The organism is Sphingobium cloacae (assembly GCF_002355855.1).
In the GTDB taxonomy this organism is placed as follows: Bacteria; Pseudomonadota; Alphaproteobacteria; order Sphingomonadales; family Sphingomonadaceae; genus Sphingobium; species Sphingobium cloacae.
The window spans coordinates 3,609,268-3,622,824 of record NZ_AP017655.1 but is presented as its reverse complement, the minus strand read 5'-3'; the positions used below and the strand labels follow the sequence as shown (position 1 = coordinate 3,622,824).

The following is a 13,557-nucleotide window of genomic DNA, read 5'->3' as shown; positions in this document are numbered from 1 at the left end:
TATATCCCGGCGCTTTGGCCCTAAGCCGGAGAGACATGGACCTTTACCTGCCCATCGCCAATCTATCGGTAAATGCCCTCGTCATCATCGGGCTGGGCGGGGTCGTCGGCCTGCTGTCCGGCATGTTCGGCGTGGGAGGCGGTTTCCTGACGACGCCGTTGCTTATCTTCTACGGCATTCCTCCGACCGTCGCGGCGGCTTCGGCCGCGTCGCAGGTGACCGGCGCCAGCGTCTCGGGCGTAGTCACCCATATGGAGCGCGGCACGGTCGATTTCCGTATGGGCGGCGTGCTGATCGCGGGCGGTGTGGTCGGCGCGGGCATCGGCGTGCTGCTGTTCAGGCTGCTGCAATCGCTGGGCCAGATCGATACGGTGATCGCCCTTCTCTACGTCCTGATGCTGGGTGGCATCGGGTCGCTGATGGCCAAGGAATCGATCCAGGCCCTGATCGCGCTCAAGACCGGCAAGCGGATCCAGGCGCGAAAACGCCGCCATCATCCGTTGGTCGCGGCGCTGCCGATGCGGTGGCGCTTCTATCGCTCGGGGCTTTACATCTCGCCGCTGGCGCCGCTGCTGCTGGGCGTGGCGACGGGGATTCTCACCATGCTGCTGGGCGTGGGCGGCGGCTTCATCCTCGTCCCAGCGATGCTCTACCTGCTGGGCATGACGACGCAATCGGTGGTCGGCACTTCCCTTTTCCAGATTCTCTTCGTCACCATGGCGACCACGATGATGCACGCCATGACGACCAAGGCGGTGGATCTGGTCCTGGCCCTGCTGCTCCTCATCGGCAGCGTGACAGGGGCGCAGGTGGGGACGCGCATATCGATGACGCTCCGCCCGGAATATCTGCGCATGCTGCTGGCCGCCATCGTCCTGCTGGTGGCGGCGCGCATGGCTCTGGGCCTGGGATGGCGGCCGGATGAAATCTATACGATCGAAGTCCGATGACGCGCGCTTCCGCCCTTTCCCTGCTGGCGCCCGCGCTGCTCCTGTTGCTGGGTGGAGCCGACGAACCTCAGCTGGTGCCCGACGTGTCGCAACGCAATGTCGAGATCCAGTACAGTTTCACCGGCGCGGATCTGCTGCTGTTCGGCGCCATCGTCTATCCGGACGGCCGCCGCCCTCAAAAGCCCGCCGACATCGTCGTGGTCCTCAAGGGCCCGGACCAGTCCATCATGATGCGGGAGAAGGAAAAGGTGGCGGGCATCTGGGTCAATGCCGACCGTGCGCGCTTCCGCTCGGCGCCCAGCTTCTATGCGATGGCGTCCTCCCGGCCGATCGGGCGGATCGTCGATGACCGGACCGCGGCCATATATGAGTTAGGCGTGGACAAGCTGCAATTGTCGCCGTCGTCGCTGAACGACAGCGCGGAACTGGAACGGTTCCAGGCGGGGCTGGTCGACCTGCGGAGACGGGTCGGCCTTTATGTGGAAAGGCCCGGCACGGTCGAGATCACGGACGGCGTTCTCTATCGCGCGCGGCTGCCGCTATCGGCGCGCGTGACGGTGGGCGACTATACGGCGGAAACCTTCCTCGTCCAGGACGGGCGCGTGGTCGCGGCGGCGATCCGGGACATCACGGTCCGCAAATCGGGCTTCGAACAGTTCATGGCCCTGGCGGCGGAGCATTGGTCCTTCCTCTATGGCCTGACGGCCATCCTGCTGGCGGTCGGCATGGGCTGGGCCGCCGGAGCGATCGCGCGTCGGATATGACGGGCGCGTTTCCCCGCTGCAAGCAACTCGGCATTATCGGCGCGGGGCGGGCGGGTCAGGCTTTCGCCGTTGCGCTCGCTCCCTTTTCGGAGGGTGCGCCGCTGCTCTTCAACCGTTCGCCTAGGCGGCTGGGCGAAGCGCTGGCCCGTTTGCCGCGGGCGCGGGCGGTGGAGCGGGCGGCGGAGATCTGGCGGCGCTGCGACCTGATCGTCATGGCGGTTGCGGACGATTCCATGAACGAGATGGCGAAGGGATTGAGTTTTGGGAGGCCGGGGATGGGCCGTCCTTTCCTATTTCACCTGAGCGGGCGATGCGGCGTGGGGGTGTTGGAACCGCTGCGGCAGGCGGGCGCGGTGACGGCGGCCGTTCATCCGGTGATGACCTTCACCGGCGATCCGGCAAACGAAGCGCGGCGCATGGCGGGCGCGCCCTTCGGCGTGACGGGCGGGTCCGCCGAGGCGGTCGAGCGGGCAATGGCGGTCGTGAAGGCGCTGGGCGGCAAGGGGTTCGTCATCGCGGAGGAGATGCGGGCGCTCTATCACGGGGCGCTCAGCCATGCGGCGAACCATCTGGTGACGCTGATGGAGGGCGCGGCGCGGGCCCTGGAGGCGGCCGGGGTCGCCGATCCGCATGGGGTGCTGGGGCCGCTGGCGCGGGCGGCGATGGAGAACAGCCTTGCGGACGGGTTCGCGGCCCTGTCCGGCCCGCTGCTGCGGGGGGACCGGGGCACCATCGGCGATCATCTGGAAGCCTTCCGCCAGCGCTGCCCCGCCGTGCTGCCCGACTATCGCGCGATGGCGCTGGCGACGCTGCGCGAGATGGAACGGCACGGTATGGGACAAGGCGACGCCGTGCCGGATATGCGACGATTGCTGGAGGATGGCGGGAGTTTGCCCTGATGGGAGCCGGGGGGCGGGAGAATGGTTCGGACGGCGCGGCTGCGCTCTCGCGAGCCGCTCGTCCCGTTCGAGTGCCTGCGCGGGAGCACGAAATGCGCTGGGAACGGCGCCTATTTCCCTTCCAGCATCTCGATCATGACGGAGAAGTCGCGCGCCGCCTTCCCCTGATTGGCGAGCAGTTGATAAAGGGCCCCGGCGGCACTGCCCATCGGGACGGAGGCGTTGACGGACGCGGCGGCTTCGGCCGCGAGCTTCAGATCCTTGAGCATCAGGCCGACCGCGAAGCCGCCCTGATAGTCGTTGTCCGACGGGCTTTGCGGGCCGACGCCGGGGACGGGGCAATAGCTGGTCATCGACCAGCTCTGGCCGGAGGACACGCTGGCGATGTCGTAGAAGGTCTGGGGATCGAGGCCCAGCTTGCGCGCCATGGCGAACGTCTCGCAGGTCGCGATCATGGTCGCGCCGAGCAGCATGTTGTTGCAGATCTTCGCCGCCTGCCCGTTGCCCGCGCCGCCCGCGTGGATCACCGCCTTGCCCATGGCGGACAGGATCGGCTTCGCGCCGGCGAAAGCCGCGTCCGTGCCGCCGACCATGAAGGTGAGCGTGCCGCCATTGGCCGCCGCTATGCCGCCGGACACGGGCGCGTCGACCATGGCGAAGCCCTGCCCCTCCGCCGCTTCGACCACGCGCCGCGCCGTCGCCACGTCGATGGTGGAGCAGTCGAGGAACAGCATGCCCGGCTTGGCCGCGCCGAAGACTTCGCCGGTATAGACGCTTTCGACATGCTGACCGGCAGGCAGCATGGTGACGACGGCGTCCGCGCCGGTCACGGCATCCGCCACGCTGGCGGCACGGACGGCGCCGGCCGCCCCGGCCCGGGCCAGCGCCTCTTCGGAAAGGTCGAAGGCGCGGACGGCATAGCCGTTCTTCAACAGGTTGGCGGCCATTCCTCCGCCCATATTGCCAAGACCGATGAAGGCGATGGTGAGGCTCATATCAGGCTCCTTTCCCTATCTGTTGCAGTTCCGGCAAGGGGGTCCATTGCCGGTCCGGCGGCAGCGGTACGAAGATCGCGTCGATCATGGCGTCTGTCACCCCGCCGGGGCTGGCCGGGTTCCAGCGGGGCGCATTATCCTTGTCGAAGATGACGGCGCGCACCCCTTCGACCAGATCGGGACGGCGCAACACATGGCAGGCGATGGCATATTCCATCCGCATATTGTCGGCGAAATCCGTCTTTGCCGCGCCTTCGACAAGCTGGCGCAAGGCGACCTTGATCGTCTGGGGCGATTTGGTGTCGAGGATGGCGCGCTGCTTCGCGGCCCATTCGCCGCCGTCCGCGTCGAGGGCGGCCAGGATGTCCTCCAGCCGGTCGGAGGCGAACAGGCGGTCGATGTCGGGCCGCATCGCCTCCAGCTTCGAGGGCGGCGGCGCTTCGGCATTGTCGTCGAGAACGCCGGAGAGGTGGTGCGGATCGGAAAGGATCGCCGCCTTGACCGCTTCCAGCCGGTCCGAGGGCATATAATGGGTGGCGATCCCGATGGCGAAGCAGTCGGCTCCGTCGATCCGCGCGCCGGTCGCGGCGAGCCATGCCCCCACCCGTCCGGGCAGGCGCGGCAGGAACCAGCCGCCGCCCACATCGGGAAACAGGCCGATGCCGGTTTCGGGCATGGCGAACAGCGTGCGTTCCGTCGCGACGCGATAGCGCGCCGGGAGGGAAATGCCCACGCCCCCGCCCATGACGATGCCGTCGAGGAAGGCGACGATGGGCTTTTCATAAACGAACAGCAGATGGTTCATCCGATATTCGACGAAGAAGAAATGCTCCGCCTCGACGCAATCGGCCTTCGCGCTGTTGGCGATGAGGGCGATGTCGCCGCCCGCGCAGAAGCCGCGACCTTCGCCATGGTCGATCATCACCGCGACGACGGCATCGTCCGCGCGCCACGCCAGCAGGGCGGCGTTGATCGCTTCGCACATCTCCGGCGTCAGGGCATGGAGCGCCTTTGGCCGGTTGAGCCGGATGCGCCCGACGCCGTTTTCGATGAAGGTCAGGACTTGATCGGTCACGATGATCCCCGCTCCCCTTCCTACGGCCGCAGCATGTCGCGCGCGACGATCATCCGCATGACCTGGTTGGTGCCCTCCAGGATGGAATGGACGCGCAGGTCGCGCCAGAAGCGCTCGATCGGATAGTCCATCAGATAGCCGTAGCCGCCGTGCAGTTGCAGCGCGCGGTCGACGACCGAGGAGCCGGTGTCGGTCGCGAACCGCTTGGCCATGGCGGCGAAGCGGGTCTTGTCCGGCGCATTTTCCGTCACCTTGACGGCGGCGGCGTAGAGCAGGGTTCGGGCCGCCTGAAGCTCCGTCTCCATGTCCGCCAGCGTGAATTGCGTATTCTGGAAATCGGCGATGGCCTGGCCGAACTGCTTGCGATCCTTGGTATAGGCGACCGCTTCGTCGATGCAGCGCTGCGCCCCGCCCAGCGAACAGGCACCGATGTTGAGGCGCCCGCCGTCGAGGCCCATCATCGCGATGCGGAACCCCTCCCCTTCGCCGCCGACCAGATTTTCGGCGGGCACGCGCACATTGTCGAAATGGACCTGCGCGGTGGGCTGGGAATGCCAGCCCAGCTTGCGCTCCGGCGCGCCGAAGCCGACGCCTTCCATGTCCTTTTCGATGACGAGGCAGCTTATGCCCCTGGCGCCGTCATCGCCGGTGCGGACCATGGTGACGTAGATGTCATTCTCGCCGCCGCCGGAGATGAACTGCTTGGAGCCGGTGACGACATAATGGTCGCCATCCTTCACCGCACGGGTCTTGAGCGCGGCGGCGTCGGAACCCGATCCCGCTTCGGTCAGGCAATAGCTGCCCATGCGGTCCATCGGCACCATGGAGGGGAGATATTTGTCCTTGAGCGCCGGGGAACCGAAGCGGTCGATTATCCACGACGCCATGTTGTGGATCGACAGGAAGGCGCTGGTGGAGGGACAGCCATAGGCCATCGCCTCCATGATGAGCGCGGCTTCCAGACGGCCAAGGCCGATGCCGCCCGACGCTTCGGAGACGTAGATGCCGCCGAAGCCCAGTTCCGCCGCGGCGCGGATCGTGTCGCGGGGGAAGATGTGCTTTTCGTCCCATTCCGCCGCATGGGGCGTGATCGCGTCGGCGGTGAAGCGGCGCGCGAGATCCTGGATCTGGCGCTGGTCGTCGGTGAGGTCGAACTGGCTCATGACGGATCAACCCATGGTCGGAATGACGAAGGCGCTGTCCCCGCTCCCGCCGCCGTCGGGCCAGCGTTGCGTGACGGTCTTGACCTTGGTCCAGAATCTGACGCCTTCCATGCCGTGCTGGTTGGTGTCGCCAAAGGCCGAGCGCTTCCAGCCGCCGAAGCTATGATAGGCGACCGGCACCGGGATCGGCACGTTGATGCCGACCATGCCGACATCGACGCGGGCCGCGAATTCGCGCGCGGCATGGCCGTTGCGGGTGAAGAAGGCCACGCCATTGCCATATTGGTGCCGGCTGGGGAGCGCGAGCGCCTCCTCGAAGCTTTCGGCGCGGACGATCTGGAGGACGGGGCCGAAAATCTCCTCCTTATAGGCGGACATGTCCGGCGTCACATGGTCGAACAGGGTCGGGCCGACGAAGAAGCCCTTCTCATGCCCCTGAAGCGTGAAGCCGCGCCCGTCGACGACCAGCTCCGCGCCTTCGTCGACGCCGGTCTGGATCCACTGTTCGATCTTCGCCTTGTGCTGGGCGGTGACGACGGGGCCGTAATGCGCCTCCGCATCGGTGGAGACGCCGACGCGCAGCGCGTCGATGGCGGGGATCAGCTTCTCGCGCAGGGCGAGCGCGGTCTTCTCGCCCACCGGCACCACGACGGGAAGCGCCATGCAGCGCTCGCCCGCCGAGCCGAAGGCCGCGCCGCTGAGGTCGTTCACCACCTGGTCGAGATCCGCGTCGGGCATGACGATGCCATGGTTCTTCGCGCCGCCCATGGCCTGCACGCGCTTGCCGGCCGCGACGCCGCGCCGGTAGACATGATGGGCGATGTCGGACGAGCCGACGAAGCTCACCGCGCCGATGCCGGGATGGTCGAGGATCGCGTCCACCATTTCCTTGTCGCCATGGACGACCTGGAAAATGCCTTCGGGCAGGCCCGCCTCCTGGAAGAGCTCGCCCAGCCGCACGGGGACGGACGGGTCGCGCTCCGAAGGCTTCAAGATGAAGGCGTTGCCGGTGGCGATGGCGACGGCCGACATCCAGAGCGGGATCATCGCCGGGAAGTTGAAGGGCGTGATGCCCGCGCCCACGCCGATCGGCTGGCGCATGGAGAAGACGTCGATGCCGGGGCCCGCGCCCTGCGTATATTCGCCCTTCAGCGCGTGGGGGATGCCGCAGGCGAATTCCACGACCTCCAGGCCGCGCTGGATGTCGCCCTTCGAATCGGCGATCACCTTGCCATGTTCGGAGCTGAGCAGATGGGCAAGCTCGTCCATGTTCCGCTCCACCAGTTCCTTGAAGCGGAACATGACGCGGGCGCGGCGCTGCGGATTGGTGGCGGCCCAGCCGGGCTGCGCCTTGCGCGCGGCTTCGACCACCCGGTCGAGCAGGGCCGCGTCGCCCAGCGCCACCCGCGCCTGCACCACGCCGTTATTGGGATCGAAGACTTCGCCATGGCGCGCGGACGCGGCATCATGGGCGAAAGCGAGCTGATGCGAAATCTCACGCATGGACGGTCCTTTCCCTTATGTTGACGCAGCACTAGCCATAGCGTGTATTTGCAATCAACGGCGAAGTTTCGCATGTTGATACTGCAAAAATGCAGTCAGGGGAAAGGGATGTTCGACTGGGACGACCTGCGCGTCTTTCTGGCGGTGGCGCGGGCGCGCAAGATCGCTCCGGCGGCGCGGGAGCTGGGGATCGACGCGACCACGATCATGCGGCGGCTGGCGCGGCTGGAAAAAGCGCTGGGGGCCGATCTGTTCGAGATGGCATCGGGCGAGCGGGCGCTGACGGCGCGAGGGCAGGCTTTGCTGGGCCATGCCGAAGCCATCGAAAGCGCGGCCTTCTCCGCGATCGAGGACGTGGCGGGACAGGAGCAGCAGCTGGCCGGACAGGTGCGGCTGTCGGTGGCGGAGGGTTTCGGGACATGGCTGCTCGCGCCGAGCCTCGCCCAATTCTCGCGGCGGCATCCGGGCATCAGGCTGGACCTCATCACCGCGTCCGGTTTCCTCAACCCGTCGAAGCGGGAAGCGGACATGGCGCTGATGCTGGCGCGGCCGCAGCGCGGGCGGCTGTCGGTCAAGCGGCTGGGCGAATATCGGCTGCACCTTTATGCGTCGGCGGATTATCTGGCGCGGGCGGGACGCCCGGAGCGGCCATCCCAACTGCGCGACCATATGCTGGTCGGCTATGTGCCGGAGTTCATCTTCTCGCCCGAACTCGACTATCTGGACGAGGTGGAGACGGGGCTGGAGGCGCATCTGCGAGCCACCAGCATCAACATGCAATATCGCATGGTCCGCGACGGCAGCGGCATCGGCGTCCTGCCCGACTTCATCGCGCATCGCGATCCGGACCTGATCGAACTGATGGCCGACAAGGTGGAGATCGTGCGCCATTTCTGGCTGGTGACGCATGAAGACCTGCGCAAGGTCGCCCGCATCGCGGCGGTCGGGGCATGGTTGCAGCAGCAGGTCACGCTGGCTTCGGGCCGAAGCGAAAGGCTGGCGCCGGATCATGCCCGCCTCCCCTAAGCGAGGCGCGGGGGCAGGAAGACCGCCGCCTTATGCCGCCATGAAGGGCGCGATGGGCGGCGGGTCGATGTCGCCCGCCGCGACGAAGCCGGGATTGAAGAAACGATCCTTGCCATAGCGCATGGGCGCGCCGTCGGGCGCCAGCAGCTTCCCCCCGGCGGCGCGCAATATGGCGTCGCCCGCGCCGATGTCCCATTCGCAGGTCGGGGCGAGGCGCGGATACAGGTCCGCCTCCCCCGCGGCGACCACGCAGATCTTGAGCGAGGAGCCGAAGGACAGCCGCTCGGCCACGTCGAACTGATCGAGATAGGCGTCAGTTTCCGGCGTATTGTGGGATTGGGACGCCACCACGGACAGGCCGTCGCGGGGCCGGTCGCGGACATGGATGGGCGCGCGCCGTCCGATCGCGCCTTCGCGGGAGACCGGCGCGCTCCATGCGGCGTTGCCCCGCACGTCGCCCACGAAGATGCGGCCCTTTGCCGGGGCATAGACGATGCCGAAAACCGGCTGCCGGTCTTCGACAAGGGCGATGTTGACGGTGAAGTCGCCGCGCCGCTGGACAAATTCCCTGGTGCCGTCGAGCGGATCGACGAGGAAGAAGGTGCCGTCCGTCCGCGGGATGCGGCCAGCGGCCACTTCCTCCTCCGCGATCACGGGAATGTCGCCCGCCACCTGCGCCAGCGCCGCGAGGATGATCTTTTCCCCGGCGGCGTCGGCCTGCGTCACGGGGCTGTTGTCCGATTTGATCTCGACCGAAAAACCGGCATCGTAAATCGTCATGATCGCCTGCCCGGCCTCGATGGCGGCGGCGACGAGGGGAGCGGCAATCCGGCTGATAGGCACCGGGCGATGGGATGGCGGCATTCGGGACGGTTCTTTCGTCTGGCGGGAAGGGCGGCGGGCGCCCCGGCCGCTTATAGCGCGATCGCCGCCCAGGCCAAAGGGGAACGGCGGATCATGCGTCGGACCATCGGCGGAGAAGATTGTGATAGACGCCCGTCAGGCGGATCACCTGCGCGTCGCCATGGCCGAGATCGGCGGCCAGCGCCTGGATGCTGCTGTCGAGATCGAACAGCATCTGGCGCGCGGCATCGTCGCGGATCATGGATTGCAACCAGAAGAAGCTCGCCACGCGCCGCCCGCGCGTGACCGGCTCCACCCGATGCAGCGAGGATGAGGGGTAGAGCACCGCGTCGCCCGCCGCGAGCTTGACCTGCTGCACGCCGAAATGGGTTTCGATGGTGAGTTCGCCGCCGTCATAGGCTTCCGGTTCTTCCAGAAAGACCGTCATCGACAGATCGGAGCGGACGCGAAAGCCGGTCCCCGCCTGAATCCGCACCGCATTGTCGACATGGGTGCCGAACGCCTGCCCGCCCGCATAGCTGTTGAACAGGGGCGGGAATATCCTGAGCGGCAGCGCCGCCGCGATGAACAGGGGGGACTGGCCGAGCGCATCCAGCACCATCTGCCCCGCCTGCCGGGCTTCGGGCGCGGTTTCGGGCAGTTGCAGATTGCGCTTGGCGAGCGCCGACTGATGGCCGGAGGTGACATTGCCATCGACCCATTGCGCCCGGTCGATCAGGTCGCGGACGGCGCGCAGGGCCTGCGCGTCGAGCAATCGGGGAATGGCGATCAACATGGGCCTGTCACTCGAAACGGACTGGTGATTAGCGAAAGGCGGGCGCTTTTCAGGCCGCGCCGGTCCGCAGGACGAAGGGGATTTCCACCACGCCCCTGACGCGCGTGGGCCGACCGTCGCGGATGGTCGGCTTCCAGCGCCAGCCCCGGACGGCATCGCGCGCCGCGTCGTCCAGCCGCTTGAAGCCGCTGCTTTGCGCGATGGCGATGCTTTCGACGCTTCCGTCCGCGCCCAGCGTCAGGGACAGAACGACCGTGCCCTGCTCATGCTTGCGGCGGCTTTCGACGGGATAGCGCGGCGGCTTGCCCGCCACCATCTGCGTGCCCAGATCCCCGGCCTGAACGATGCTGGGCGGGGCCGGCGGCGCGGGAGGCCCCGGCGGCGACATGACGGGCATGGGGATCGGGACAGGCACCGGGTCGGGAGTCGTCGCCACCAGCGGGACGGGCGGCGCCGGCACCTGCACCAGAGGCGGCGGCGCGACGATTTCCGGCCGGGAGGGCGGCGGTGGAGGGCTTTCGGCCGGCGGCGGCGGCGGCGGTGGCGTCAGGTTGATAACGGTGAGCTTCGCCTCGCGCGCTTCGATGACATGCTGCCGCACCTGAACCAGCGCATAGAGAAGCGCCGCATGGACGAGGATGATGGCGGTTATGGCCGGGAGATTGAGCCTGCGCCCCTGTCCGAAACGGCTCGCGTCGTTCCGGACGTTCGCCGGCGTTCCGGGCAGGACCAGGGCGGCACGGCGAAGGGCGGAGGGCGGCTGCGCCGTGGAGCCCTCCACCATCTCGTCGATCCGGTCTTCTGCTACCGACAGCATGATCCCGCCTTCTTTCATCCCTGGGCCGGAAAGCCCATATCGCGAACATTAATGCGAATCAATTGCAGATTTCGCGAAACCGATCCTTGATCCAGCGCAAAAGGATGGGGCGGGCAGCGGTCCGAGGAGGTGGGAGAGTACCGCCGCCCGCCCCTTTTTCCCCGGCCGGGACACGCCGGGGACTTGCGGGTCAGAAGCTGTAGTTCAGGCTGAACACGGCCGAACGCGTCGGCGCGGGCTGGGCCCAGCTGCCGCCCACCGCGTTGCGCACCGTCGTCACATATTTCTTGTTGGTGAAATTCTGGACGTTGACCTGCGCGGTCAGATTTTCCGTGACCGGGTAGGACGCCATGAACCGGTGGATCGTGTAGCTGGGCACCCGATAGGGCACGTAGGCCCCGGCCTGAAGCTGGCTATTGTTGGGATAGTTGAGCAGGAAGCGGCCCTGATAGGTCAGGCCGTAGCCCAGTTCCAGGCCGAAGGGCAGGCGATAGGTGGTGAACAGGCTGCCCGAATGTTTGGGCGTGTTCTGCAACAGGCTGCCGGCCGTCGGATCGGGGAAGGCCGCGCTGTTGCCGCAGTCCGGGCCGGGATGGGCGAGGCAGTAGTTGGAAACGCCCTGCCGGACCTTCGATTTCAGATACATGTAATTGGCCGAAATCGTCCAGTTGGGCGTGATGTTGCCCGAAGCGCCGAGCGACAGGCCCTCCACCCGCTGCTTGCCGTCCAGCGTCTGGTCGGGCAGCGCCGGATCGCCGGACGCGAGCTTGATCGAATTGCGGTCGTTGCGGAACAAGGCGGCGGTCAGCAGCAACTGCCTGTCGAACAGCTCCGCCTTGACGCCGATCTCATAATTGCGCGTGGTTTCCGGCTTGAGGTTGCAGTTGCCATTGAGGCCCGTGATGGGATTGGGCAGGGAACAGCCGCCGTCGACCGATGCCTTGGACGGCAGCCTGGAATTGCCGAAGGCGGCATAGATGCTCATCTCCGGCATCGGCTTGACGACCGCGCCGATGCGATAGGAAAACAGGTTGTCGCTAAGGCGCGTATAGTTCGGGTTGTAGCTGGTGCTGACACCCGGCACATATTCGACCAGCTCGCCGATGTCGGGACCGGTGGTCTGGTAGCTGAACGTGCTGTTGCGGCCCTTCACCTTCTCATAGCGGATGCCGCCGTTGAGTTCGAACCAGTCGGTGAACTTCATCGCGTCGAACAGATAGGCGGCATAGCTGGTCTGCACGCCGATATTCTTGCTGGACAGGATGAAGTTGATCGGGCCATTATAGTCGTTGTTGCCGTAGACATAGCCCGCCGGCCCCTGGATCACCTGACCGGGGTTGGAGATGTTGACGAGCGGGAAGGAAGGCGTGGTGCCGTCCGGATTGCGCGGCAGGCTGCCCTGCGTCTGGCGATATTTCTCCCACAGCGCCGACACGCCGAGCGTCAGGCTGTGCTCGATGCCGCCCGTCGCGAATTCGCCGATGATGTCGAACTGGTTATAGGCGGTTTCGTTGGAAATGAGGCGCTGCGTGCCGCGGCCGCCGGTCGGCAGGTAATAGCCCGGCGGAGCGGTGACCGTCGCGCCCGACACCGTGGCCGTGCAGGGCGCCTCCACCCCGTCGATGTTCATGGGCTGCCGGCCGGTGGACGCCAGGCAGAACAGGCCGTTCGGCTGGCTGGTGATCGTGTTCTGGCGCACATGTTCATAGCGGGTGAGGTTGCGGATCTTCACCCGGTCGCTGAAGGCATGGCTGAAGATCGCCTGAAGGGAATCGGTCTTGCTGTTCTGCTGGTCGAGATTGGCGAACCCGTAATAGCCGCTGCGGTCGAATTCGGGCAGGAAGCCGCCATTGTTCGCATAATAGCGGATGCCATATTGCGGCATCGCCTTGTCATCCAGATGTTCGGCCTGGATCGTCAGGCTGGTCGGACCGTCGATGCCGATGGTGATGGCGGGCGCGATGCCCCAGCGCTTGTAATCCTCCACATCGCGGCCGGGCACGTCGTTTTCGTGATAGACCGCGTTGATGCGGACGGCGACCAGATCGCCCAGCCGCTTGTTCGCGTCGACGGTGGCGCGATAATAATTGTCGGTGCCGATGCCGGCGTTCAGCACGGTCCGGTCGTCGGCCAGCGGACGCTTGGTCACCAGGTTGATCGTGCCCGCGACCGAACCGCCGCCGCTATACACCGAATTGGCGCCGTTGGTGACTTCGACCTGTTCGATATTATAGACTTCGTTGCGGTTGAGGAAGGCGCCGGACCGCACGCCGTCCACGGTCACGTCGTTCTTCGCATCCTGACCGCGCAGGATGATGCGGTCGCCATAGCCAAAGCCGCCCTCGCCCGCGCCGAAGGTGATGCCGGGCACCGTCTGGAGCACGTCGCGCAGGGTCAGCAGATTCTGCTGCTGGATGCTCGCCTTGCTGATGACGGTGATGGTCTGCGGCATGTCCACCAGCGGGCGGACATATTTGGGCGAGTCGGCGCGATCGACCTTCACCTCGGATTCGTCGATCGCGGTGTCGGTGACGGTGACGCCCCCCAGCTTCGGCGCCTGGGCGTCATCCTGCGCGTGCGCGCCGGTTGCGATCGCGATCGCACCGACGCAGCTAAGCGCCAGGAAAGACGGGATATGTGTGGATATGGACATGAACAGAAGCCCCCTTTTGTTGTCGAGGGCCTGCTATTGCGAGTTGTTCTCAGAGTCAATGCTATTGAGAATA

The 13,557-nt window shown here is 66.4% G+C and carries 12 protein-coding genes; 4 read left to right on the top strand and 8 right to left on the bottom strand.

Going from position 1 to position 13,557, the window contains the following annotated elements:
- Window positions 1–35: 35 nt before the first annotated feature.
- From SCLO_RS17780 to SCLO_RS17770, 3 genes are read left to right on the top strand one after another with little or no spacing between them, the layout of a single operon-like run.
- Complete coding sequence (locus tag SCLO_RS17780; protein WP_066514655.1) at window positions 36–950, top strand: sulfite exporter TauE/SafE family protein; 915 nt, start codon at window positions 36–38, stop codon at window positions 948–950.
- On the top strand, window positions 947–1,714 hold the full coding sequence (locus SCLO_RS17775; RefSeq protein WP_066514653.1) for a TIGR02186 family protein: 768 nt from the start codon (window positions 947–949) through the stop codon (window positions 1,712–1,714). The genes SCLO_RS17780 and SCLO_RS17775 overlap by 4 nt, the downstream gene beginning before the upstream one ends.
- The gene (locus SCLO_RS17770) at window positions 1,711–2,613 is read left to right on the top strand and encodes a Rossmann-like and DUF2520 domain-containing protein (RefSeq protein ID WP_083948982.1); all 903 of its coding nucleotides are present in this window, start codon (window positions 1,711–1,713) and stop codon (window positions 2,611–2,613) included. Before SCLO_RS17775 ends, SCLO_RS17770 begins: the two co-directional genes overlap by 4 nt.
- A 110-nt stretch (window positions 2,614–2,723) precedes the next feature.
- Here SCLO_RS17770 and mmsB read toward each other — a convergent pair whose 3' ends face one another.
- The 4 genes from mmsB to SCLO_RS17750 are packed head-to-tail and all read right to left on the bottom strand — an operon-like array spanning window position 2,724 to window position 7,349.
- Window positions 2,724–3,608, bottom strand: a complete 885-nt coding sequence (gene mmsB, locus SCLO_RS17765; protein ID WP_066514651.1) for a 3-hydroxyisobutyrate dehydrogenase — start codon at window positions 3,606–3,608, stop codon at window positions 2,724–2,726.
- 1 nt (window position 3,609) lies between these two features.
- A complete protein-coding gene (locus tag SCLO_RS17760) occupies window positions 3,610–4,683 on the bottom strand; it encodes an enoyl-CoA hydratase/isomerase family protein (RefSeq protein ID WP_083948981.1) in 1,074 nt (357 codons plus the stop codon).
- A gap of 20 nt (window positions 4,684–4,703) precedes the next feature.
- Window positions 4,704–5,846, bottom strand: coding sequence for an acyl-CoA dehydrogenase family protein (locus SCLO_RS17755; RefSeq protein ID WP_066514645.1), 1,143 nt, complete (start codon window positions 5,844–5,846; stop codon window positions 4,704–4,706).
- Window positions 5,847–5,852: 6 nt separating this feature from the next.
- On the bottom strand, window positions 5,853–7,349 hold the full coding sequence (locus SCLO_RS17750; RefSeq protein ID WP_066514643.1) for a CoA-acylating methylmalonate-semialdehyde dehydrogenase: 1,497 nt from the start codon (window positions 7,347–7,349) through the stop codon (window positions 5,853–5,855).
- 108 nt (window positions 7,350–7,457) lie between these two features.
- Here SCLO_RS17750 and SCLO_RS17745 point away from each other — a divergent pair, with 108 nt between their 5' ends.
- Window positions 7,458–8,375, top strand: a complete 918-nt coding sequence (locus SCLO_RS17745; protein ID WP_066514641.1) for a LysR family transcriptional regulator — start codon at window positions 7,458–7,460, stop codon at window positions 8,373–8,375.
- A gap of 30 nt (window positions 8,376–8,405) precedes the next feature.
- Here SCLO_RS17745 and cysQ read toward each other — a convergent pair whose 3' ends face one another.
- The 4 genes from cysQ to SCLO_RS17725 all read right to left on the bottom strand — a co-directional run bounded on the left by cysQ (window position 8,406) and on the right by SCLO_RS17725 (window position 13,484).
- Entirely contained in the window at window positions 8,406–9,218 is an 813-nt protein-coding gene (gene cysQ, locus SCLO_RS17740) for a 3'(2'),5'-bisphosphate nucleotidase CysQ (protein WP_231923273.1), read from the bottom strand.
- Between the two features lie 112 nt (window positions 9,219–9,330).
- Window positions 9,331–10,014, bottom strand: a complete 684-nt coding sequence (locus SCLO_RS17735) for a Fe2+-dependent dioxygenase (RefSeq protein ID WP_066514638.1) — start codon at window positions 10,012–10,014, stop codon at window positions 9,331–9,333.
- Window positions 10,015–10,063: 49 nt separating this feature from the next.
- Entirely contained in the window at window positions 10,064–10,831 is a 768-nt protein-coding gene (locus tag SCLO_RS17730) for an energy transducer TonB (protein ID WP_066514765.1), read from the bottom strand.
- A gap of 190 nt (window positions 10,832–11,021) precedes the next feature.
- A complete protein-coding gene (locus tag SCLO_RS17725) occupies window positions 11,022–13,484 on the bottom strand; it encodes a TonB-dependent receptor (protein ID WP_066514636.1) in 2,463 nt (820 codons plus the stop codon).
- Window positions 13,485–13,557 lie beyond the last annotated feature (73 nt).

Excerpts from the sequence above, each read along its gene's own strand:
- SCLO_RS17775 (WP_066514653.1), top strand. The coding sequence starts at position 947 with ATGACGCGCGCTTCCGCCCTTTCCCTGCTGGCGCCCGCGCTGCTCCTG.
- SCLO_RS17750 (WP_066514643.1), bottom strand. The coding sequence starts at position 7,349 with ATGCGTGAGATTTCGCATCAGCTCGCTTTCGCCCATGATGCCGCGTCC.
- SCLO_RS17780 (WP_066514655.1), top strand. The coding sequence starts at position 36 with ATGGACCTTTACCTGCCCATCGCCAATCTATCGGTAAATGCCCTCGTC.
- mmsB (WP_066514651.1), bottom strand. The coding sequence starts at position 3,608 with ATGAGCCTCACCATCGCCTTCATCGGTCTTGGCAATATGGGCGGAGGA.
- SCLO_RS17770 (WP_083948982.1), top strand. The coding sequence starts at position 1,711 with ATGACGGGCGCGTTTCCCCGCTGCAAGCAACTCGGCATTATCGGCGCG.
- SCLO_RS17730 (WP_066514765.1), bottom strand. The coding sequence starts at position 10,831 with ATGCTGTCGGTAGCAGAAGACCGGATCGACGAGATGGTGGAGGGCTCC.
- SCLO_RS17745 (WP_066514641.1), top strand. The coding sequence starts at position 7,458 with ATGTTCGACTGGGACGACCTGCGCGTCTTTCTGGCGGTGGCGCGGGCG.
- SCLO_RS17755 (WP_066514645.1), bottom strand. The coding sequence starts at position 5,846 with ATGAGCCAGTTCGACCTCACCGACGACCAGCGCCAGATCCAGGATCTC.
- SCLO_RS17725 (WP_066514636.1), bottom strand. The coding sequence starts at position 13,484 with ATGTCCATATCCACACATATCCCGTCTTTCCTGGCGCTTAGCTGCGTC.
- SCLO_RS17735 (WP_066514638.1), bottom strand. The coding sequence starts at position 10,014 with ATGTTGATCGCCATTCCCCGATTGCTCGACGCGCAGGCCCTGCGCGCC.